25 protein-coding genes and 1 riboswitch are annotated in these 21336 nt (G+C 67.8%); of the genes, 20 read left to right on the top strand and 5 right to left on the bottom strand.

Annotated features, from left to right (window positions below):
- The first annotated feature begins 27 nt into the window (after positions 1 to 27).
- From ABGB11_RS39800 to ABGB11_RS39780, 5 genes are all read left to right on the top strand, one after another.
- Positions 28 to 987, top strand: coding sequence for a cation diffusion facilitator family transporter (locus tag ABGB11_RS39800; RefSeq protein WP_347640732.1), 960 nt, complete (start codon positions 28 to 30; stop codon positions 985 to 987).
- Positions 988 to 1085: 98 nt separating this feature from the next.
- A riboswitch (SAM riboswitch) is annotated at positions 1086 to 1227 on the top strand.
- A 16-nt stretch (positions 1228 to 1243) separates the two neighbouring features.
- Complete coding sequence (gene thrC / locus ABGB11_RS39795) at positions 1244 to 2488, top strand: threonine synthase (protein WP_347640731.1); 1245 nt, start codon at positions 1244 to 1246, stop codon at positions 2486 to 2488.
- Between the two features lie 15 nt (positions 2489 to 2503).
- Positions 2504 to 2782, top strand: coding sequence for a MoaD/ThiS family protein (locus ABGB11_RS39790; RefSeq protein WP_347640730.1), 279 nt, complete (start codon positions 2504 to 2506; stop codon positions 2780 to 2782).
- Positions 2783 to 2833: 51 nt separating this feature from the next.
- On the top strand, positions 2834 to 3283 hold the full coding sequence (locus tag ABGB11_RS39785) for a hypothetical protein (protein WP_347640729.1): 450 nt from the start codon (positions 2834 to 2836) through the stop codon (positions 3281 to 3283).
- A 300-nt stretch (positions 3284 to 3583) separates the two neighbouring features.
- Positions 3584 to 3976, top strand: a complete 393-nt coding sequence (locus tag ABGB11_RS39780) for an SgcJ/EcaC family oxidoreductase (protein ID WP_347640728.1) — start codon at positions 3584 to 3586, stop codon at positions 3974 to 3976.
- A 64-nt stretch (positions 3977 to 4040) separates the two neighbouring features.
- Here the strand turns inward: ABGB11_RS39780 and ABGB11_RS39775 are convergent, their stop codons facing one another.
- From ABGB11_RS39775 to ABGB11_RS39765, 3 genes are all read right to left on the bottom strand, one after another.
- On the bottom strand, positions 4041 to 4322 hold the full coding sequence (locus ABGB11_RS39775) for an SDR family oxidoreductase (RefSeq protein WP_347640727.1): 282 nt from the start codon (positions 4320 to 4322) through the stop codon (positions 4041 to 4043).
- Positions 4323 to 4410: 88 nt separating this feature from the next.
- Positions 4411 to 4728: a hypothetical protein gene (locus tag ABGB11_RS39770; protein ID WP_347640726.1), complete on the bottom strand. Its 318-nt coding sequence runs from the start codon at positions 4726 to 4728 to the stop codon at positions 4411 to 4413.
- Between the two features lie 541 nt (positions 4729 to 5269).
- Positions 5270 to 5680: a RidA family protein gene (locus ABGB11_RS39765; RefSeq protein WP_347640725.1), complete on the bottom strand. Its 411-nt coding sequence runs from the start codon at positions 5678 to 5680 to the stop codon at positions 5270 to 5272.
- Positions 5681 to 6505: 825 nt separating this feature from the next.
- Between ABGB11_RS39765 and ABGB11_RS39760 the strand changes: the two genes are divergently transcribed.
- On the top strand, positions 6506 to 7126 hold the full coding sequence (locus ABGB11_RS39760; protein ID WP_347640724.1) for a hypothetical protein: 621 nt from the start codon (positions 6506 to 6508) through the stop codon (positions 7124 to 7126).
- Positions 7127 to 7143: 17 nt separating this feature from the next.
- On the opposite strand, the gene ABGB11_RS39755 is transcribed toward ABGB11_RS39760, so the two are convergent.
- Complete coding sequence (locus ABGB11_RS39755) at positions 7144 to 7794, bottom strand: 2'-5' RNA ligase family protein (protein ID WP_347640722.1); 651 nt, start codon at positions 7792 to 7794, stop codon at positions 7144 to 7146.
- Positions 7791 to 9101, bottom strand: coding sequence for a helix-turn-helix transcriptional regulator (locus ABGB11_RS39750; protein ID WP_347640721.1), 1311 nt, complete (start codon positions 9099 to 9101; stop codon positions 7791 to 7793). Before ABGB11_RS39750 ends, ABGB11_RS39755 begins: the two co-directional genes overlap by 4 nt.
- Positions 9102 to 9592: 491 nt before the next feature.
- On the opposite strand from ABGB11_RS39750, the gene ABGB11_RS39745 reads away from it, so the two are divergent.
- From ABGB11_RS39745 to ABGB11_RS39680, 14 genes are all read left to right on the top strand, one after another.
- The gene (locus ABGB11_RS39745; protein ID WP_347640720.1) at positions 9593 to 9994 is read left to right on the top strand and encodes a hypothetical protein; all 402 of its coding nucleotides are present in this window, start codon (positions 9593 to 9595) and stop codon (positions 9992 to 9994) included.
- The gene (locus ABGB11_RS39740) at positions 9994 to 10212 is read left to right on the top strand and encodes a hypothetical protein (RefSeq protein ID WP_347640718.1); all 219 of its coding nucleotides are present in this window, start codon (positions 9994 to 9996) and stop codon (positions 10210 to 10212) included. Before ABGB11_RS39745 ends, ABGB11_RS39740 begins: the two co-directional genes overlap by 1 nt.
- Positions 10213 to 10342: 130 nt before the next feature.
- Positions 10343 to 11074 (top strand): GntR family transcriptional regulator, encoded by a 732-nt coding sequence (locus tag ABGB11_RS39735; RefSeq protein WP_347640717.1) that lies wholly within the window; start codon positions 10343 to 10345, stop codon positions 11072 to 11074.
- Positions 11075 to 11218: 144 nt separating this feature from the next.
- Complete coding sequence (locus ABGB11_RS39730; protein WP_347640715.1) at positions 11219 to 11644, top strand: plasmid replication, integration and excision activator; 426 nt, start codon at positions 11219 to 11221, stop codon at positions 11642 to 11644.
- Positions 11644 to 11937, top strand: a complete 294-nt coding sequence (locus ABGB11_RS39725; RefSeq protein WP_347640714.1) for a hypothetical protein — start codon at positions 11644 to 11646, stop codon at positions 11935 to 11937. Before ABGB11_RS39730 ends, ABGB11_RS39725 begins: the two co-directional genes overlap by 1 nt.
- On the top strand, positions 11937 to 12230 hold the full coding sequence (locus ABGB11_RS39720; RefSeq protein WP_347640713.1) for a hypothetical protein: 294 nt from the start codon (positions 11937 to 11939) through the stop codon (positions 12228 to 12230). Before ABGB11_RS39725 ends, ABGB11_RS39720 begins: the two co-directional genes overlap by 1 nt.
- An 81-nt stretch (positions 12231 to 12311) precedes the next feature.
- Positions 12312 to 13778, top strand: coding sequence for an FtsK/SpoIIIE domain-containing protein (locus ABGB11_RS39715; RefSeq protein WP_347640712.1), 1467 nt, complete (start codon positions 12312 to 12314; stop codon positions 13776 to 13778).
- Entirely contained in the window at positions 13775 to 15478 is a 1704-nt protein-coding gene (locus tag ABGB11_RS39710; protein ID WP_347640711.1) for a replication initiator, read from the top strand. The genes ABGB11_RS39715 and ABGB11_RS39710 overlap by 4 nt, the downstream gene beginning before the upstream one ends.
- Positions 15475 to 15675, top strand: a complete 201-nt coding sequence (locus tag ABGB11_RS39705) for a helix-turn-helix domain-containing protein (RefSeq protein ID WP_347640709.1) — start codon at positions 15475 to 15477, stop codon at positions 15673 to 15675. The genes ABGB11_RS39710 and ABGB11_RS39705 overlap by 4 nt, the downstream gene beginning before the upstream one ends.
- Entirely contained in the window at positions 15672 to 17261 is a 1590-nt protein-coding gene (locus tag ABGB11_RS39700) for a tyrosine-type recombinase/integrase (protein WP_347640708.1), read from the top strand. Before ABGB11_RS39705 ends, ABGB11_RS39700 begins: the two co-directional genes overlap by 4 nt.
- Before the next feature lie 174 nt (positions 17262 to 17435).
- Positions 17436 to 19067 (top strand): chaperonin GroEL, encoded by a 1632-nt coding sequence (gene groL, locus ABGB11_RS39695; RefSeq protein WP_347640707.1) that lies wholly within the window; start codon positions 17436 to 17438, stop codon positions 19065 to 19067.
- 94 nt (positions 19068 to 19161) lie between these two features.
- A complete protein-coding gene (locus ABGB11_RS39690) occupies positions 19162 to 19746 on the top strand; it encodes a phospholipid scramblase-related protein (protein WP_347640706.1) in 585 nt (194 codons plus the stop codon).
- Between the two features lie 74 nt (positions 19747 to 19820).
- Positions 19821 to 20411: a phospholipid scramblase-related protein gene (locus ABGB11_RS39685; RefSeq protein WP_347640704.1), complete on the top strand. Its 591-nt coding sequence runs from the start codon at positions 19821 to 19823 to the stop codon at positions 20409 to 20411.
- A 68-nt stretch (positions 20412 to 20479) separates the two neighbouring features.
- Positions 20480 to 20827 (top strand): hypothetical protein, encoded by a 348-nt coding sequence (locus ABGB11_RS39680; protein WP_347640702.1) that lies wholly within the window; start codon positions 20480 to 20482, stop codon positions 20825 to 20827.
- Positions 20828 to 21336: the final 509 nt, after the last annotated feature.

The raw sequence follows: 21336 nt of genomic DNA, 5'->3' as shown, positions 1-21336 counted from the left end.
CCGCGGAGCGCCGGGTAACCGTGCGGCATGAGCAGGTCCGAGACGACGAAGACCGTGCTCGTCGCCGGTGCCGCGAACCTCATCCTTGCGATCACCAAGCTGGTCGCCGGCCTGCTGGCCGGGTCCAGCGCGATGCTCGCGGAGGGCGCGCACTCCGTGGCGGACACCCTCAACCAGGGCTTTCTCCTCGCCTCGCTGCGGCGCAGCGAACGGCCCCCCGACCGGCGCCACCCCTTCGGATACGGCAACGAGCGGTACGTGTGGTCGCTGCTCGCCGCGTTCGGGATCTTCGTGGCCGGCGCCGGTTTCTCGATCTTCGAGGGCATCCTGACCATGACCGGCCACGGCGGCACGGGGACGGCCGTGTGGCTCGCCTACGCCGTCCTCGCCCTCGCGGCGGTGCTGGAGGGGACGTCCTGGGTCCGCGCCTTCCACCAGGCCCGCAAGGAGACCCGCGACAACGGGCGCGACCTCGTGGAGCACGTCCGCAAGTCGCCCGACGTGACGTTCAAGACCGCGCTGTTCGAGGACACCGCCGCGATGATCGGCCTCGCGCTCGCCGCCGCCGGGCTGGTGCTGCGGCAGATCACCGGCTCGGACTTCTGGGACGGGCTCGCGTCCGTCCTCATCGGCGTCCTGCTCGTCGTCCTCGCGTTCTCGATCGGCCACGAGAGCGTGCGCCTGCTCATCGGCCAGGCCGCCGACCCCGCGGCGCAGCGCGAGATCCGCGCGGAGATCCTCGGCGCGCCCGGCGTGACCGGCGTGGACGAGCTGCTCACCATGCACTTCGGCCCCGAGCAGCTCCTCGTCGCCGCCAAGGTCCACTTCTCGGACGCCATCAGCGCCGACCAGGCCGAGGACGTCGCCGGCGAGATCGACCGGAGGCTCCGGGAACGGCTCCCGGTCGTCCGGCACGTGTTCCTCGACCCCACGCAGCGGACCGTCCCGCCGGAGCCCGGCCGCGTGATCAAGAACTCGCCCGGGTAACGTCTCAATCGGCGGACCCACCTGTCTGGCATCCGGTCAGTTCATGTAAAGTCACGCATACGAGTTCAAACCGCTCGCGGTTCTCGACAACTGAATACCGCTCATCCAGAGGGGTGGAGGGACCGGCCCTGTGAAGCCCCGGCAACCACCCGGCTGAGGCGCACTCGCGATCCTGCGAGGCCGGCCGGGAGATGGTGCCAACTCCGGCCTGCGACCAAGGTGGCGCAGGAAAGATGGGGAGAAAGGCCTCGCCCTCATGGCACTCACGCCTGCCACAGACCTCGGACCGGCAACCGCCCTCGTCTGCCGCGAATGCGGCTCCACTCGCGATCTCGGGCCCTTCTACGCCTGCGAGGAGTGTTTCGGCCCCCTGGAGATCGCCTACGACTTCAGCGGCGTCACCCGCGCGGGCATCGAGTCCGGTCCGCGCAACATCTGGCGGTACCGCGGGCTGCTGCCCGTCCCGTCCGCGGTCGCCGAGACGCCCAACACCGAGCCCGGCCTGACCCGGCTCGTCCGCGCCGACAACCTCGCCGAGAGCCTCGGCCTGCAGAGCCTGTGGGTGAAGGACGACAGCGGCAACCCGACCCACTCGTTCAAGGACCGCGTCGTCGCCGTCGCGCTCGCCGCCGCCCGCGAGCTGGGCTTCAAGGTGCTGGCCTGCCCGTCCACCGGGAACCTCGCCAACGCCGTCGCCGCCGCGGCGGCCCGCGCCGGGATCCGCAGCGCGGTGTTCGTCCCGTCCAACCTGGAGACCCAGAAGATCATCACGACGGCCGTGTACGGCGGGACGTTCGTGACGGTCGACGGCAACTACGACGACGTGAACCGGCTCGCGTCCGAGATCGCCGGCGAGCAGGACGACTGGGCGTTCGTGAACGTCAACGTCCGGCCCTACTACGCCGAGGGCTCCAAGACGCTCGGCTACGAGATCGCCGAGCAGCTCGGCTGGCGGCTGCCGGACCAGATCGTCGTCCCGGTCGCGTCCGGCTCCCAGCTCACCAAGATCGACAAGGCCTTCCAGGAGCTGATCAAGCTCGGCCTGGTCGAGGACAGGCCGTACCGAGTGTTCGGCGCCCAGGCCGCGGGCTGCGACCCGGTCGCCGCCGCGTTCAAGGCCGGGCACGACGTCGTCCGCCCGGTGAAGCCCGACACGATCGCCAAGTCCCTCGCCATCGGCAACCCCGCCGACGGCCCGTACGTCCTGGACGTCGCCCGCCGCACCGGCGGCGCCGTCGAGGACGTCACCGACGCCGAGGTCGTCGAGGGCATCCGCCTCCTGGCCCGCACCGAGGGGATCTTCGGCGAGACCGCCGGCGGCGTCACCGTGGCGACGCTTCGCAAGCTCATCGAGGCCGGCACCCTCGACCCGTCCGCCGAAACCGTGATCATCAACTCCGGGGACGGCCTCAAGACCCTGGACGCCGTCGCACCCGTCGTCGCCCCGTCCGCGAACATCGCCCCGTCCCTCGAGGCGTTCCGCGCCGCGAACCTCGCCTGAGAACGAAGGAGCAGCATGAGCAGCGTGTCCGTCCGTATCCCGACGATCCTGCGGACCTACACCGGCGGCGAGGCCGAGGTCAAGGCCGAGGGCGCCACCCTCCGCGCCGTCGTCGCCGACCTGGAGGCCAGCTACTCCGGCATCTCCGCCCGCATCCTCGACGACTCCGGCAAGATCCGCCGCTTCGTCAACGTCTACGTGGGCGACGAGGACGTCCGCTTCGCCGACGGCCTGGACACCCCCACGCCCGAGGGCGCCCAGATCTCCATCATCCCCGCGGTGGCCGGCGGCTGACGGCGTTCCGGCGGGCCCGGCCCCACCCCGGGCCCGCCTAAGCTCCCTGCCATGCCCCGGCGAACGACGTGGGGGGCGCTCGGCGCCCTCGCTCCCACCCTCACCTGTTCGTGCCTCCTCGGACTCTGGGCCATGTCCGCCTTGCAGGCCCGCGCCGACCGGGCCCGCGAACTCGACTGCCTCCACGGCCGCGCCGCCCAGTGGAGCCACGGCTACGGCGCCTGGCTCCCCGTCGCCGTCCTCGCGGGGGCGGCCCTGGCCGCGGTCCTCGCCGTGGCCGTCCTCGCGGCCGGCAGAAGATCCCCGACCTGGGCCCGCACCCTCTGCTACCCGGCGTCGGCGCTGGCCGTCCTCGCCCTCTTCCCCGCGGGCATGAAGACGCTCGACCACTTCAGCTTCCCCGGCTCCGACATATCCAGCGTCGGGAGCCCACCCTGCGGGGTCGGCTCGACCCAGGTCAGGAGCGCCGGCCCCGCGCCGTCGTGGCCAGCGTCAGGATGAGCCCGCCCCAGAGCAGTCCCATCCCCACGCCGACGGCCAGGCCCGCGGCCAGGAGCGCGCCACCGGCCCCGATCAGCGTCGGGCCGACGTACATGAGCCTCACCCGTCCAGGTGGATGCCTCGTCCGCGAAAGCCTGACGACTTCACGACCGGTGATGACCTGCAAGAGGCAAACGGCGGCCATAAGCCCCGCCACAGCCGAGAAGGTATATGCGAGCGTCATCCGGACAACCTAGTCGGCTTTCGAGGACGCGGCGCCGCGCTTGACCTCAAGCTTCCTTGAGGATGGACGCTGAACTTATGAGCGCACCGGACGTCGACATCGAGGCGATCAAGCAGGTCGTCGCCACGGTCGAGCACTCCCAGAACAACGAGCTACCGGACGAGTTCGCCGCCCTGTTCCGAGCCGACGCCATCTGGACGACAGGCGGCGGCAAGCGCCTCTACGGACGCGACGCGATCTCCGCCTTCACCCACCAGGTCCTCCCCGGCGCCATGCGCGGGACGACGGTCACCTTCGAGGTGGAACACGTCTTGTTCGTCCGTCCCGACGTCGCAGCCGTCAAGGTCCTCCAGACATACCGGACCGCCAACGGCGAAGAAGTCGGCACACCACTGTTCGTCATGGCCAAGGAAGACGACCACTGGTACCTGACCGCCTGCCAGAACACCGCCGTCCACCCCAGCGACTGACCCCACACGCGCCCACCCTGGAACACTGCCCCAAGAAGCTACGGGCCGTGGACAGCCAACCTGATCATGCGCAGACGATCACGAGGGTCTGGACTGTGGGGGGCCGCCGTCCGTGGTCGGACGCCGTCGACTGCGCGGCCGGCCATGCGGCGATCTCCTCCGGCCTGCCGTACCGCCCCATCGCCGTGGTCGGAAGGAACATGGATGAGGCCGGGCCGTCGGCAGGGTTCCCGTCGGTGTCGATGAACCCGGGTTGGATGATGTTGACCGTGATGCCCCGGTGCGCCAGATCGCGGGCCGCGCCCCGGCTGAAGCCCTCAAGCGCCGCCTTCGACGATGCCGCCACCGGTCGCGGCCGCAAATGAACAGACCAGATGCACGATACCTGCGTATTCGACGTATCACTCAGAGCTCAACCTGCGTACGGGGCTGTGTTATCGCCAGTAGCGTTTGCGTAGCCTTTTCCATACGCGGTTCACTCCGATCACCCCGAGACCGCACAGCCCGGCTGCGGCGAATTGCTGCCAAGCCGCCACCTCGATGGAGAATCCGCCGAAGAGGGCGGCGATGGCCATGCCCAGAAACGCGGCGCCGACCAGGAAGAACATGCAGCACATGAAGACGTGCTGCATGTAGAGGCTCATGGATTCCGGACGGCCTCGCTCGGGTAGCGAACGAGCCGTTGACACGCTCAATCCGATAAGCCCCACACCAAAGAGCCCGAACACGGCAAGCACCAGTTGCGACCACACGCCCTAGACCTCCCGGTTTCTTCGCATGATCTCGCCCCGGTGTCCGTTTCGCAAGCCATGGGCTCGTGCGCTTTTCCTGGTCCCGCCTTTACTAAATGACAGCAAGCTTTCAATGACTGACTTGAGTTGTCTGCCGCTGGCTGGTTCAAGCCCAAGAGTGGGCAAACAACGGACGGATGCCGGCCGTAGCACCAGCCTCGGAAGACCGGTTCGCGGGGTGCCCGCCCCTGTGACCTCTTTGCTTAAGAAGTGGGCTTGAGAGCAGGTCCGTGTCACCATGTGCGGCATGATGCCGACGCGAAAGGGCTATGCCGCGTAGACGGCCGGCTCAACTCCGATGGCAGTCGCCACCGCCTCGACCCGAGAGCGGAGGCCGCTTCGTGCCCATCCCGGGTTTGTCTCCCCGTGGCGCGGCTGTCTTGGTTGATGTGGGATCTGCAAGCGCTCGCCGCCGTCGGCCTGATCACTGATGAGCGTGTGGCTTCTGACGGCGAGCCTCGGCTCGTGGGCTTGGCTACTCAGCTCGATGCGTCGCTCGGAATCAGTCAGGCAGCGCCACGGTGAGATCCACCTCGACGAGCTGTCCGGTGAAGCCCAGCTGGGAAACGCCCAAGAGCGTGCTCGCCGTGGTGAAGGCCGGACCCAGGGCGGACTCGGTGAGCCGACTCCATACGGCTCCGAGGTCGCCCCTTTCGTCGCTTCGCACGTAGATCACCGACCGCACCACGTGGTGCGGCTGGGCGCTCACCGCTGCCAGGGCGGTGAGCGCGTTCGCGATCACCTGGTCGACCTGCTTCTCAAGGGAACCGGCGCCGACGAGGTCACCGTTGCGATCGAGCGGGCACTGTCCAGCCAGGTGGGCCGTACGCCCTGCCTCCACCACCGTGATGTGGTGGTAGCCGGGCGTCTCATGCAGCAGTTCGGGGTTGATGCGGGTGATCTTCTCAGTCATGCCCGCAAGTCTGGCCAGCGTGGTGGCAGCACGCACCACATTTTCCTCCCGCCTGAGGTCAAGCAACGAGCTGAGTGGTGGTACGTCCCAGATCGCGCGTTTGAGCGTCCTGGGCCTGGTCAGGGTGGGTTGGGGTGGATGGGGAGGCTGGCGCGGGCAGGGATGTGTGGCGCTTGCACTCGGCGGGGTGGAGTGACCAAGAAGACGAGTAGCTAGACCCTGACCTGCGAACGGGCGGCCTCACCCAGCACGATCGGGGCCGTCCGTTCCGTGATTGTTCCGCGCGCTGACCCGCACCCGCCCGCCATGCGGTTTCTTGCGCTGCCCATAGGCGTTCTCCCCCACCTTCCTCCCCCGACCCGACGAGACCTGTACCTAGCGGCGGACGGGTTCTGTCAAGGGTGGCGAAGCCATCACAGCGTGACGCCCGAAGGGCGCCCTTGACAGGTTCCGGCCGCCGCCATCCTCAAGACATCGGGTCGGGGGAGCCCTGTGCCATTCCAGTCCAGTTGGCGACGTCCCTGTACCGGAGATGCCTCGTCGTCGGCTGGACCTGCGCCAGCTCTGGACGGCGGCGCGACCCGGTGACCGCCGGCGGCTGGCGGACGGGCGGAGGCTTCGCGATGCGCGGCCCGGCGCGGCCGTCCGGTGACCGGCGCCCACGCCGCACGCTCCGGGCGGCCAGGCGCGGGGCCGCGCCAGCGGCCCAAGCGCCGCCGCCTCTTGATCCAAAACAGCCCAATTCGGCAGCAGATACGAGGCACCAAGCTAAGGTGTAGCGACCCACGTTGCAGCATCAGAGGACGAGAGCATAAAGGTTGAAAGATGTCCAAAGATTTCGCCACACTCCTTGCTCAGGTGATTCCAGTGATTATGCTTGCCCTGATTCTTGAATTGGGCAACATGGTTAGTCGCCCTCTCAAGGAAGGGGAAGAACTCAAGAATGAAATTGATGAGACCTCTAGAGAGTTGGAAAGGAATATAGCGAGTGCCGAGCGATTGGTTGCCGAGGCTGAATCACATGGAGACTCGATAAATGCTTATACAGTGCAGCGCAGAATTCAAGACATGCGGGACATGTTAGAGCGCTCTAGGTCGCAACGAGACCGCCTTAATGGTGCCCGGAAAAAGAATTCACTCATTGTGCTATTTCTAATATCCTTCTATGGTGCCACCCTGGTCATTCTCGGTGCTTGCGAAACACTATCACTGTATGCGGCAGACGGCGCAAAGCTCCCAGTGTGGGCAGGCGATATAGCTGTCACTTTCGTTACATTGGCCATGTTTGCTGTTATAACATACCCAATCCTGGGATGGATAATAACAAATTCAATCCTGTTGGACGAATTCAACATACCCAAGAAATCCGCGGTGGCAAGGGTTCTTCTTGCAGTAGGTCCCGTTTTGCTCATAGCAATTATGGCGGCCTTGGTGGGCTACTTGTAGTCTCGCTCTAACTGATCTCAAAAAGAGTCGGCTCGTGAACGGCGTCCGGCGAGAGGGACACATCCCAAGGGATGCCAGTCCCAAAGGCGTTCGGGGCCTTGTTGGTCGACGAGGGTTACGGCGTTGATCGTGAACTCGGTGGGCGAGAGTTCTCGGCCTAGCGCAGTTATGAGTGGTTCGGCGGGTTGGTCGGTTTCGCTGTAGGCGAGTGTCATGTGTGGGAGCCACTGCGTGGGGCCCTCGGTGTGCCCTTCGCGGCCGGTCACTTGGAGGGTGGCCGTTTGGATGGCGTTGCGGATCTGGCTCAAGGGGCCGACGGGCCGGACTTCTGCGGCAATCGCTTCGGGGTGGTAGAGGATTCGGCTGAGAGTTACGGCGATGGGTGGGAGTTTGGCGAGTAGTTTGGATGCTGCGGTGAGCATGTCTTCTTGCTGCTCGGTGGTGATCTCGTCAGTGGGGCCGACTACCAGTGTGGTGATGTGGAGCCACTCGGGTGGGGGCATGTGAAGGCCGGTGAAGCTGGCGAGTCGCTTCCGAGCGGTTTGGGCGGTGTTGCGGGCTTCGGGTTGGTCGCCGAGGAGGATGTGCCAATAGATCGTGCCCTGGCCGGGGCCGGGTTCTTCGCGGTTCTGCCAACGGTTGATCATCTGCGTAGGCAGAGGGCTCATGAACTCTCCAGATCGGGATCGTCGGTCAGGGCGGCGGCGTTGAAGTCGCGGATCTGCTGTCGTAGTTGGACTGCGAGAGGAATGTCCCGGTAGCGGGGATGGCTGAGGCGGCGGTCCAGGTCGGCTAGGTAGCGCGTGACGGTTGTCAGGCGCATTCCGGGGTCGAGCGTCAGCAACTCGGCGAGTTGTTCAGCGGTGCCTTCGAGGTCGCCTTTGAGTAGATGCGCCACTCCGGTTCCGACGCGGATCTGAGCCCAGATCGCTGGCGCGACTGGGGCGCCGTTCGCCCACGCGGTGTCAGCCATCGCGGCGGCCCGTAGTGCGGCGTCGGGATCGCCTGTCCGGTTGGCCACGGACAAGGCAAAGAGGGCCTGGCGCTCGCCGGGGAAGGACCAGACCGATAGATCCGCGGTGCCGTCGTGGAGGGTCTCGACGGACTGTTCGGCGCGGGTGACGGCCTCACGTGCCCTGTTCTTGTCTCCGACGATGGCGGCCGCGTTGGCCTCGTACCACGCGAGTTGTGTCTTCATCGGCGTGTGCGGGCTGGCCTCGTAGCCCTGTCGGGAGAGGTCGGCGGCTTCGATGAGGCGGTCTTGCCAGCGGGCCGTCTTGGCTTGGGCGTACCAGGCGTACGACTCGTTGGCTCCGGCCTCCCGGGCGAGCATGAGCGCGATGGTTCCGTACTGCTCGGCCTGGGCGTCCATGTCGACGTCGCCGAAGATCACGGCTGCGTGTGCGAGTAGATCGGCGTTGATGCGTAGTAGTTCGCGGGTGTGGCGCGGCCGAGGGCGGCGGCTCTCTAGCAGGCTTTGTGTGCGGCGGTGAAGGTGCAGCACTTGGGGGAGGAGCCGTTTGGCCGGCACTTGTGTGTGCGCGGTGGCCAGGGACGAGGTTGATCGTGCGAGTCCTTCGATCGTCTCGTCGGTGGTGTCGCTGGCGGTGAGCCACCGGGTCAAGCGAGAGATGTCATCGGCGGCGGTCGACTCTGGCGCCTTGGCGGCCGTGCCGTGTGTGGGCGTCGTTTGAGTGCCTGACCGCGGTCGGGGGACGGTGACGGCTGGCGTGCTCGGGCGCCGTCGTGGTGCCAGGCCCAGGGTTATGCGGGCGGTGTCGGGCATGTGGAGGCCGTCGGCGATGCGCTCGAAGACTTCCAGGGTGGTGACCTGGCGAGTGCCCTTCATGGTCTCGCTGACCTTGCCTTGGGACATGCCGCAGGCGATGGCGATCTGGGTTTGGCTGGCGCCTGCGTACTGGCGCAACAGGTGGAAGACGGTGCGGATGTCTCGGGAGGTCAGGGCCTTGGTCATCTGCGGGTGGTCCCACAGTGATGCGGGGATGGCGATCGGGTCTGACGCCCGTCCCGACATCGGGTCTCCCTCCGCGTGACTCGTCATCGCTGAGCGTATATCCCGTGGCGGGATACCGCCTGGGAATGGGTCCCGGCCGAAATCTGGCAGATGTTGGTCGGCATGACGCAGCAGCAGGCAACGGGCAAGGCGGACTGCGGCTCTTGTGGTGGCCGTGGGTGGAAGTTCGTGCACCCTCGGCGGGCGGTGCTGGTGGGTCTGCCGGGTGGTTCGGGTCCGGAGGTCGAGCGCAGGCCGTGCCGGTGGTGTGTGCCGGTGGGCGGGGCGCGTGCGGCGTAGTCCAACAAGCTGCGGGGCCGGTAGGCGTTGGTGGTGGCTGTCGGTGTGGTCGTGCCGGTGTGGGGTGCGGTTGCCCTGACTAGGGGTGTGGGTCACTCCGGGTCGCCTGGCCTGCCGGTCCCGCTTCTGTTTCTCGTAGGGAGTGGTGGCGTATGCGTGAGCCGGTGAGGGCTCGAACGGTGGATGGCGCGTGGCGTCCGGCCGCGTTGGCGTTGGTGGCCGAGTTGGAGCGGCGCGGCCTGCTGGCCAGGGTGATGGGGCACGGTGCGCTACGGGTGCGTAACCCGGCCGGTGAACCCGACCCCGGCGACCCGCAGGGCCAGGGGTTCGGTCCTGGGCTGGGGCAGGAGGTGGTGTGCCGCCGTCGCGACGGGGTGCTGTGGTGGTTGTGGGTGTGGTCGGGACCGACCCGCACGTCTCCGCCGGAGTTGGAGCCGTTGTGCCCGGTTGCTGACGCCGCGGTCGCGGTGGAGCGCATCACACGGGTACTGGCTGTGCCCTTCGCCAGCTCGCCGAACCTGTCGTCGGGCGGGGTGCCGGGCGGGTGCCGGTGATGGGTGTCTCGTGGATCGCGTCGGCCGAGGAGACCAGCGCGGCGGTCGCGCGGATTGAGCGGGAGTTCTCCGGGGTGGTGGCCTGGTACGGGCAAGCCACTGGCGCATGGTGGGCGATGGTCCGCCTGCGTGACAAGGCGCGGTTGGTGGAGGCGGTGAGCCCGCGGGAGTTGCGGGAGGCGATCGTGCATGCGCGCGGCTGGCCGTGGCCGAGGTGACCGGGTAAGGGGCGCAGCGTGTTGATGGTGGTCGGCGTGGTTCCGGGGGCGTGACGGCTGAGACTGCGGGCGCTACTCTGCCACGTAAGCCGCTTGTGTGGTCAAGCGTCAGAGTCGTCAGGTGGTCGTCATGTCGAGCCTGGAGTTCGAACCCCCGAAATACGCGCGGGTGGTGCTGGAGTTGCGCCGCCGGATCGAGAACGGCGACTACCCGCCCGGCGCCCTGCTCCCCTCCGAATCACAGCTCGTGCGGGAGTTCGCAGTAGGGCGGACTACCGTGGTGCGGGCGTTGCAGATGCTCCAGCAGGATGGATGGATCATCCGCGAACACGGGCGCGGCTCGTTCGTCAAGGGACGCCCGGCCTCGTCGGCGCGGCCGTCTCGTCCCGGCCTGGCGGTACTGGACCAACCCGGAACCACTGCGGGCGTGCGGCTGATCGATGTCGGCCCGGCCGATCCCCCGGCGCCGGTCGCCGAACTCCTGGGCGTGGGTGGTGGTCGGGTGTTGGCGCGGCGGTGGGTGACCGAGCGGGACGGGGTCGCCTCAGAGGTGGTGACGTGCTGGTTCCCGCAAGAACTGGTGTACGGCACCGACCTGGACAAGCCTGACGCCCTGCCGGTCGGGCTGCGGGCGCATCTGCGCACGGTCAAAGACCTGCGCATCGACCACATCGTCGAGCGGCTGACCGCGCGCCTTCCGGCCGGCGACGAGACCCGGCATCTGGGGATCAAGAAGGGGGAGCCGGTGCTGTCGGTGCTGGCGAGCCTGCATGATGCTGCCGACGCGGTCCGGTTCGTGGCCCAGGTTGTGATGCCGGGGACGCTGCATGAGCTGGAGGACGTGTACAGCGTCCCGGACTGACCCGGAGCCCGGCCTGACCTGCCCATCTCTGGAATGTGATGCAGGTCACTTCAAAGAATGCTTGTCCGGTCAAGCGAGCGAGGTACTTTCAATACATGCACTCGTCCGAACAAGCGGATGGGTGAATGTTTGGAGGTGGCCGCGATGGCGGTGCAGGGTCCGTTCAAGGTCGCGTTCGGGGATGTGTTCCCGTTCGGGGCGTTCGTCAAGGGCGGGGTGGAGCCGGTGCGGGACTTCGACCGGTCGACCCGGGAGAACTTCGTGCAGGCGCGGGACAAGGACACCGGTGAACTCGTCTGGGCGGTCGAGGTTCTGGACGCTGACCCGGAGTCCAAGGGCACGTTCAAGGTCAAGCTGTCGGGGCCGGTGCAGCCGGTGGTGCCGGAGGCTCCGGCGGGGTTCCCGTTCGTGCCGGTGGAGTTCGAGGGGCTGGCGGTGACGCCGTACGTCAACTCCGGTACCGGGCGGCTGGCCTATTCGCTGAAGGCGGCGGCGGTGCGTCCGGCCAACTTCAAGGGCGGCGCGGGCCGCAACAGCGGCAAGGACAGCGCGGCGAAGGATGCGGCGTGATGGCGGGCGGGCGCATGTCGGCGCTGGCGCTGCCCGTCGACACCTCGGCGGCGGTGCAGTTCAAGCCGTTCCGGGCGCGTACGCCGCTGTTCACGGTCAAGGCGGGGCGGGTGCTGGTCACCTTGACCCTTCCCGAGCGGCTGGGCGCGGGGGATGTGGAGTTCGCGCGGGCGCTGGCTGAGCAGGCGGCGGCGTACGCGGTGGAGGTGGAGCGGCTGTACCGCTTCGGCCGTCGTCCTTCCTCGTCGGGTCGTCCCTCGGGCCGGTCGGTGGGGAAGGGGGTGGCTGCCTGATGGAGGCCTACAGCTACACCACGCTCACGGTCGACCCGGACGGGACGGCGGCGGTGCACGTGACCTTGCGTCCGGATGAGCAGGTCTCGCTGCTGTGCGTGCGTGACCGTGGCCGTGCGCAGCTTGCGATCTCGCACGCACGGGCGGACGTGTGCATCACTCCGACCAACCCGGCGGCCCCGACCGCCGAAGACCTCGCCGTTGCGCGTCGGCTCGCCGAGTTGTTCGCGCGGTACGCGGCCGAGGTGGAACGGCTGCACATCGCGGCGCAGTCCGCTGAGTCTGCGGCCTGAACAGGTGGGGCGGCTGGAGCTGGTACCTCCGGCCGCCCCGCTTCCTCTCCCTGAAACACGCAAAAGAAGAGGTCATCCATCATGGCATGGGAGTTCCGCAAGCTCCGTCCCGGCGACAACGTCGCCGTAGAAGCACAGCGCGACCCGTTCGCGCCCCCGAAGTGGGCGCCGCCGGTGTGGCACATGCCCGAGGGCCTGGTGCTCATCGTCAACGCCGTCCGCGTCCTCGTCCGGACGGTCGCGTTCCTGGCCCGCCATATCGTCCCCGTCACCGTCCTGTCCGGGCTTGGCTGGCTCGGCTACCGGTTCGGATGGCCGGTCCTCGCCGTCGTCCTGGCCCTCGTCCTCCAAGGCCTGAGCGTGTGGGCGCTGGTGGACAATCCGTCCTTCGTCCGCTGGGTCGCCCGTCCCGCCCAGTCCCGATGGCGGCTCATCGCGGTGTACCGGCGGCACTGGCAACCCGTCCTCGTCACGGCTGGGCTGACCAAGGTCCACAAGGGACGGGAGTACCTGCCCTCCCTGGTCCGCGTGCGGTCCGGCGCGACGTCTGACCGGGTGCTGGTGAAGATGCTCAAGGGGCAGGCTCCGGAGGCGTGGGAACGGGTCGCGGTCAACCTCGCGCACGGCTTCGGCGCAACCTTGGTCCGCGTCCGGGACGGGGACCGTCCGGGACGGATCTGGCTGGAGTTCGTCCGCCGCGATGCCCTCGCCGTCCCCATCCCCGCACTCCCCGTCCCCGACCCGTCCGAGGTCGACCTGTCCGGGCTGGAGATCGGACGGGCCGAGGATGGCTCACCCTGGCGGCTACGCCTCCTGGGAACCCATGTCCTGATCGCGGGCGCGACGGGGGCCGGCAAGGGCTCGGTCATCTGGTCCACCATCCGCGCACTCCTGCCGCTGCTGCTCGGCGGGCTGGTGGAGGTGTGGGCCATCGACCCCAAACGCATGGAACTGTCCTTCGGGCGGGCGCTGTTCGAACGGTACGGGCGCTACAGCGACGACCCCAAGGGTGGCATGGTCGAACTGCTGGAGGCCGCGGCCGAGGACATGAACGCCCGCGCCGAACGCTTCGCCGGAGTCACCCGCTCGTTCACGCCCAGCCATGAGCACCCGTTCCGGGTGATCGTGGTGGATGAGCTGGCGTTCCTGACCGCCTACTGCCCCGACCGCGACCTACGCAAGCGCGCCGAGTCCGCGCTGGCCGTCCTCACCTCACAAGGCCGGTCGGTCGGCTATTGCGTGATCGGCGCGCAGCAGGACGCCCGCAAAGAGGTCAACAACCTGCGCAACCTGTTCCCCGACCGCATCGCCCTGCGACTGGATGAAGACGAACAGGTGGACATGGTGCTCGGTGACGGTGCCCGCGACCGCGGCGCTCTCGCTGATCAGATCTCCTCGGTCCCGGAGATCGGCGCGGGCGTGGGCTTCGTCCGGCTGGAGACCACACCGGATCCGGTCCGGGTGCGGGCCGCGTACGTCTCCGATGACGACATCCGGGACATGGTCGCGCTCGGGCTGCCTGACCTCGACATCAAGGGGGCTGCGTGACCAAAGCGGGTCCCACCGTCGTCCAACCCACCCTCGACGGCGCCGAGGTGGAGGGCTCAGCACCGGAACCGGTGGTCAAGACTCTCGCTCCGCTGGCGCGTGGGGTGCTGGAAGCGGTCGCGGTCGAACACGGCGTGTGCATCCGCCCCGTCCCCATGCGGCGGGTGGACCTGACCACGGGCGCGGCGGAGGTGGTGTATGTCCCGTGCGGTCACACGCTGGCTTCGGTGTGCCCGTCGTGCGCCGAACGCAAGCGCAAGCTGAGGGCCGTGCAATGCCGCCAGGGCTGGCACCTGACCGAAGAACCGGTCATCACCCGCGCCGATCCCGATGACGAGCAACGCGCGTGGACGGAACTGCGGGCGCAGGCTCAGGCGGCTCGGGATCGTGCGGCCGAGGAGGGGGCGGCGGACGGAGAAGGGCCGGAGTTCTGGGATGCCGTGGTCCGTGACCTCGACATCGAACTCGAACGCTCCGGGGTGCGCGGCTCGCTCAAGACCGGTGAGCAGAGCAGGGGCCGGCGCACTCGGTCGACTCGGCGGCGGCAGGATGCTCCGGACCTTCCCCGGCGGCCGGTCGACTCCCGCACGGTCGGCAAGGTGTTCCGCGGCCGCGACGGCAAGACGTTCCGGCCGTCACTGTTCCTGACCCTGACCCTGGACTCCTACGGGCGGGTGCGCTCGGACGGAACGCCCGTCGACCCGACGTCGTACGACTACACCCGGGCGGCGCGGGACGCGTTGCACTTCTCCAAGCTGGTGGACCGGTTCGTGCAGAACCTGCGCCGGTTCGTCGGCTACGACGTCCAGTACTTCGCCACCGTCGAACCCCAACGCCGTCTCGCGCCCCACCTGCACATGGCCATACGCGGCACCATCTCCCGGGCAGAGCTGCGGCAAGTGGTGGCCGCGACATATCACCAAGTGTGGTGGCCCTCGACCGACCGTGTCGTCTTCGAGGGAGACAACCTGCCCGTCTGGGATGACGTTGCGGGCGACAACGGCGGCGGCTACCTCGACCCCACCACCGGGGAGGTCCTGCCCACCTGGGATGAAGCGCTAGACGCCCTCGGCCAGGACCAGGACGCCGAACCGCTCCACGTGGTGAAGTTCGGTCGGCAGATCGACGCGCAGGGCGTCCTCGCCGACTCGGCCGACTCCCGGCGCTGCATCGGCTACCTGACCAAGTACCTGGTCAAGGGCGTAGCCGAATGCCACACCGCCGAAACGAGCGCGCAGCGTGAGCACGTCGACCGGATGGCCGAAGCGCTTCGCTACGAACCGTGCTCGCCCACCTGCGCGAACTGGCTGCGCTACGGCATCCAACCCAAGAACCCCCGCAAAGGCCTCACGCCCGGCTACTGCAAGGGCAAGGCACACCGACGCGAACACCTCGGCTACGGCGGCCGCCGCGTCCTGGTCTCCCGCAAATGGTCCGGCAAGACCCTCGCCGACCACAAAGCCGACCGCAAAGCATGGGTCCTCGCCCGGCTCGCCGAGGCCGGAATCCCGGTCACCAACCCGGCCGACCCGCAAGCGATCCACGTCTGGGAACGGGCGGGGCCTGGTGACCCCGACGTCAAGCCGACAGAGCAACGGCTCCTACTGCTGATCAACGAACGCATTCAACGGCGCCGCCAGCTCGACGCCGCGACCCACAACCCCACCCTAGAACTTTCGGCAACTGCGGAGGCAGCGTGAAGCGCAGTGAGTTGATGACCACAAAAGAAGTGCTCGCCGAACTGGGCGGAAACGTTAGCCGGAACGTCTTCTACCGCTGGCGCTCCACCGGTCGCGCTCCTGTTGGACTCAAGCTGCCCAATGGGGAACTCCGTTTCCGGCGGTCCGAGGTGCTCGCGTGGATCGACTCTCTTGAGCAGGGGAGCGCGGCGGCATGATGTCGTATCAGGTGCGGTTCTGGTCGATTAAGACCGTGAAGAATCGCCGTCGTCCGTTCGGTGTGCGCTGGCTCGTGGACGGGCAAGAGAAGTCGGAATGGTTCGTCACGAAAACCCTGGCCGAGCATTACCGCTCGGAACTTGTCCAGGCGGCTCGGCGTGGCGAGCCCTTCGACACCGTGACCGGTCTTCCTGAGTCGATGCTACGGACCCACAAGACCGGGTCCTGGTACGACCACGCTCGGGCCTACGTTGCTCGGCAATGGCCTGGTAGTGCTGCGAAAACTCGCGCGACGGTAGCTGACTGCCTCGCCTCGGTCACTCGGGGCCTGGTGGTCGACGAGCGGGGCGCTCCGAGCGCTGAGGTCCTCCATCGTGCCCTCGCGACGTGGGCCTTCAACCGGCATCGCATGGAGCGGCAGGAACCCCCGCCAGAGATCACAAATGCTCTGGCATGGCTGGCCAAGAAGTCCGTACCCCTGGCCCACATGGGAGATCCGCAGGTTCTCCGGCGGGGCCTCGACGCAATGGCCGTGAACCTCGACGGAAAGACGGCGGCGGCGAAGTCCATTAAGCGGCGTCACTCGGTGTTCCGCTCCTGTCTGGACCATGCCGTTGAACTCAAGGTGTTCCCGGTGAATCCGCTTAACGAAGTGCGGTGGGAACTGCCCAAAACCGTTGTCCAGGTCGACCCTCGGCAAGTGCCCAACCCGGACCAAGCTCGCGCGCTTCTGGCGGCGGTGCCGGTTATCGCTCCTCGGGTGGGCCAACACCTCCTTGGGTTCTTCGCCTGCCTGTACTTCGCGGGCCTGCGTCCCTCGGAGGCGGTAGCGCTGACGCTGGATGACTGCGAACTTCCGGCAACTGGCTGGGGCCGTCTGCTCCTGGCCGGGTCAAGCCCGGCTGCCGGCAAGCAATGGACCGACGACGGCCAGTACCACCAGCCTCGGAGCCTCAAGGCTCGCGCCCAGGGCGTGAAACGACCAGTCCCGGCCTGTCCTGAGTTGGTCGCCATCCTCCGGGCGCACGTCGACCAGTTCGGCGCGGCTGACGATGGTCGTCTGTTCCGCAGTCAGCGCGGCAACCGGCTGGCACCTGTCAGTTACGAGTCCGTTTGGCGGCGGGCTCGCAAACATGTCCTGACGGCTGCGCAGCTCGCTACGCCTCTGGCGGAACGGCCCTACGACCTGCGCCACGCGTGCCTGTCGCTGTGGCTCAACGGCGGTGTTCCCGCGGTGAACGTGGCGGCTCGTGCCGGGCACTCGGTCGCCATGCTCCAGAGCACATATGCTCACTGCATCGACGGTGACGAGGAGATCATGAACCGGCGCATCGATGCAGCGCTCGGGGCTCCTCCTACCCCCGTCGCGGAACGCGCGGAACAGACCGTGTCTCCGACCTCCCACCCCCGTGCACGTGTTCCGCGATCGTTCCGCGAATACCGGCGTACGGTCACGCACGGCGGATCACAGTGGCACATCCCGGACAGCCCGGCTGAGCGTCCTGCACCTGGTCAGGACAGGTCGGAGCAGGTGGGGGAGACGGGGCCGGGCGCGGATGTGTGGCGCTTGCACTCGGCGGGGTAGAGTGCTAAACAAACGGTTGGCACTCTGCTGTGGAGAGTGACAACTTCACACAGTCTGGGTCGGGGCGATGAGGCCTCAGTCCGGCGGCGGAATGGCAGTCGTCGGCGGTGGCCGTCCGTCGCGGGCGTCGGCTCGATCCGTATAAGCCACCTTGTTCCGGGAGGACTGGAGCCTATGGCTGCAAAGATGATCGCGTTCGACGAGGAGGCCCGCCGCGGTCTCGAGCGCGGCATGAACCAGCTCGCCGACGCCGTGAAGGTGACCCTTGGTCCCAAGGGCCGCAACGTCGTGCTGGAGAAGAAGTGGGGCGCCCCCACGATCACCAACGACGGCGTGTCGATCGCCAAGGAGATCGAGCTCGAGGACGCGTGGGAGAAGATCGGCGCGGAGCTCGTCAAGGAAGTAGCGAAGAAGACCGACGACGTCGCGGGTGACGGCACCACCACCGCGACCGTGCTGGCCCAGGCGCTGGTGCGCGAGGGCCTGCGCAACGTGGCGGCCGGCGCGAACCCGATGTCGCTGAAGAGGGGCATCGAGGCCGCGGTCGAGCGGGTCAGCGAGGAGCTGTCCAAGCTCGCCAAGGACGTGGAGACCAAGGAGCAGATCGCCTCCACGGCGTCCATCTCCGCGGGCGACCCGCAGATCGGCGAGATGATCGCCGAGGCGATGGACAAGGTCGGTAAGGAAGGCGTCATCACGGTCGAGGAGAGCCAGACGTTCGGTCTGGAGCTCGAGCTGACCGAGGGGATGCGCTTCGACAAGGGCTACATCTCGCACTACTTCGTGACCGACCCCGAGCGGATGGAGGCGACCCTCGAGGACCCGTACATCCTGATCGTTCAGGGCAAGGCGTCGGCCAACAAGGACCTGCTGCCCGTCCTCGAGGGCGTCATGCAGTCCGGCAAGCCGCTGCTGATCATCGCGGAGGACGTCGAGGGCGAGGCCCTGGCCACCCTGGTCGTCAACAAGATCCGCGGCATCTTCAAGTCCGTGGCCGTGAAGGCGCCGGGCTTCGGCGACCGCCGCAAGGCCATGCTGGGCGACATCGCCACGCTGACCGGCGGCCAGGTCATCAGCGAGGACGTGGGTCTCAAGCTGGAGAACACCACGACCGACATGCTGGGCCGCGCCCGCAAGGTCGTCGTCACCAAGGACGAGACCACCATCGTGGACGGCGCCGGTGACGCCAACGAGATCGCGGGCCGGGTCAACCAGATCCGCACCGAGATCGACAACACCGACTCCGACTACGACCGCGAGAAGCTCCAGGAGCGCCTGGCCAAGCTCGCGGGCGGTGTCGCGGTCATCAAGGCCGGCGCCGCGACGGAGGTCGAGCTCAAGGAGCGCAAGCACCGCATCGAGGACGCCGTCCGCAATGCCAAGGCCGCGGTCGAGGAGGGCATCGTCCCCGGCGGTGGCGTCGCGCTGCTGCAGGCCGGCACCAAGGCGTTCGACAAGCTGGAACTCGCGGGCGACGAGGCCACCGGTGCCAACATCGTCAAGCGCGCTCTGGAGGAGCCGCTGAAGCAGATCGCCGTGAACGCCGGCCTCGAGGGCGGCGTCGTGGTGGAGCGGGTCCGCAACCTGACCCCGGGTGAGGGCCTGAACGCCGCCACCGGCGAGTACGTCAACATGTTCGACTCCGGGATTCTCGACCCGGCCAAGGTGACCCGGTCCGCGCTGCAGAACGCCTCGTCGATCGCCGCGCTGTTCCTGACCACCGAGGCCGTCATCGCCGAGAAGCCGGAGAAGACCCCGGCCCCGGCGGGCGACCCGTCCGGCGGCATGGGCGGCATGGACTTCTGAGCGGAGTCCATCGCGGCAAAGCCCAAGGGGCGGTCCTCCGGGGCCGCCCCTTTCGCGTGCCCGCTGTCCGAGGCGCCTGCCATGATGCCGATCCATGAGCGATCTGTTCGGCTCTCCGGTGTTGCGAGTGGATCAGCCTCGCGGCGCCCCTGCGGCCCGGTCCCGGTACAGGGTCTACGACGGGGACGGGACGCTGCTCGCCATCGGCGAAGAGCGTGGCGTCTCGCTGGCCCGCCAGACGGCCAGGACCGCTTTCGGCGGCAGCGACGCCGCCCGCACCGTCCATGTCGAGAACGGGCAGGGCACGCCGCTGCTCACGGTGGAGAAACAGAACGCGCGCAATACCCGGGTGAGCACGCCCGACGGGCATTTGCATGGGACATTGCGGAACGTCCGGCTGTACGAATACGCGCTTTTGGACGCGGCGGAGCGTCAGATCGGCAGTTTGGGCGGCAACCGTGTCGGGCGTAAATTCCGGGTGCTCGACGGCCACGGCCACCATGTCGCCCAAATCGAGAAGAAATGGAAGGGTGCCGCCACCGAGCTGCTGACCACCGCGGACAGGTACTCGGTCGAGATCTTCCAGCCCCTCCCGGATCCGCTTCGGGTCCTGGTGGTCGCGGCGCCGCTCGCGATCGATCTGATGCTGTACGAGGGCAAGGACTGGCCCGTCGGATAGCCCGTCCGCGAAGGGACTTTCGCGTACCGTGGGCCGTGCGGGACGGGTGCCTGACGACAAGGCTAGGAGAATGCATGACCGACCCTTTCAGTTCCTCCGTACTCAGGGTCGAACAGCCTCGCCGGGGACCGTTCGCCAAGTCGCGGTACAAGGTGCTGGACGGTGACGGAGCCGTCATCGCGATCGCGGCGCCGACCGAGGACCAGGGGCACAGCGCGGTCATGCGCGGACTGTTTCCGGGCAAGTCGAATCTCGATGCGCGGGCCGTCCTGCTGACGACGCCGGACGGAGATCCGCTGCTCGTCGTGGACAAGGAAAGCGGCCGGGAGTACACCGAGGTCCTCCGGCCGGACGGGGAGCGCGTCGGCTCGTTCGTCACCGAAAGGGTCGGCCGCCGGTACGTCCTCTACGACGACGACGGGACGCTCATCGGCGCCGTCGACGTGGACGTGCCGCGCAACAACTTCGAGGTGAAGGACGCCGACGGCGGCAAGGTCGCCCATGTCCGCAAGAGATGGGCGGGTCTCGCCACGCATCTGCTGACGACGGCCGACAAGTACGCCGTGGAGATCTCCGATCCGGTCCGGGAACCGCTGCGGACACTGGCGGTCATGACGGCGATCGTGATGGACATGAACCTGCACGAGTCGAAAGAGATCACCTGACCTGGCCATCGTCCACGTTGGGACTTCCGGGCTCCGGCGCGGCGAGGTACCTTCCGTGCGTGCAGGCCATGCCCCGACGTCCGAACGGCTGGTGGATATCGCCGGCCATTCCGACGATCGCGAACTGCGCGCTGGCCGTGCTGTGGGGCTTCTCCGCCCTCGGCGGCTGGGGTGACGCCGCCTTCTGCGGCGAGGGCGAGCTGCGGGATCCCGGGTGCGCCGCGGGATTCGACGACACCGTCCGCCTCTCGGCACCGGTGGCCGTCATCGCCGCGGCGGTCGCGGTGACCGCGTGGTCCATGCCCGGTGTCCGGCGCAGGCCCGACCGGCTGGACGTTCTCCTCACCGCGGCCGCGTTCATCTGGGTGCTGGCCGAGGGCGTCCTGTTCATCGGCGGGTACATCGCCAAGCCGTGAGACACGCCACCCGGATGGGCGTTGCCGAAACGAAATATTTGTCGCGCGGTATGCGTTCCAAAGGTCGTTCGGACGGGCGATAGCCGGACAAAGCCCAAGGTAGGCGGCGTGCCGGAGCGCGTGCGGCCTCAAGCGGTCCGAGCCGGAGGACGAAGCGCGGCACATTCGCGCGGGCGCGCCGGTTTGACGTCCCCTCGCCTTGGGCATACTGTTCACTTCGCCCCACGGGAGTGCGGGACGCCTCACGGCGGCCGGCCTGCGGGGAACCACCAACCGACCAACCGACGCGGCTTCGTCGCGCCGGGTCAGTCATGGTGGGTCGGAAAGGCTCGTTTTGACAATCGGGCCGGATCTGATGAAATAGCTCCACCGCCCGGAAGGGGCCGCGCAAGCGGCAACGGAAAGGTGTATCGGAGAAGCCGGGAAATTGACAGCCCGGAAGAATCCGATAAAGTAAGACGAGTCGCCCCGGAGCGGGAAACGCGAAAGCGGATCCAGCGCGGTGGGTG

It is taken from the genome of Actinomadura sp. B10D3 (assembly GCF_039871695.1).
Classification (GTDB): domain Bacteria; phylum Actinomycetota; class Actinomycetes; order Streptosporangiales; family Streptosporangiaceae; genus Spirillospora; species Spirillospora madurae.
The sequence above is the reverse complement of the archived record's forward strand: the minus strand, read 5'-3'. Positions and strand labels throughout refer to the sequence as shown.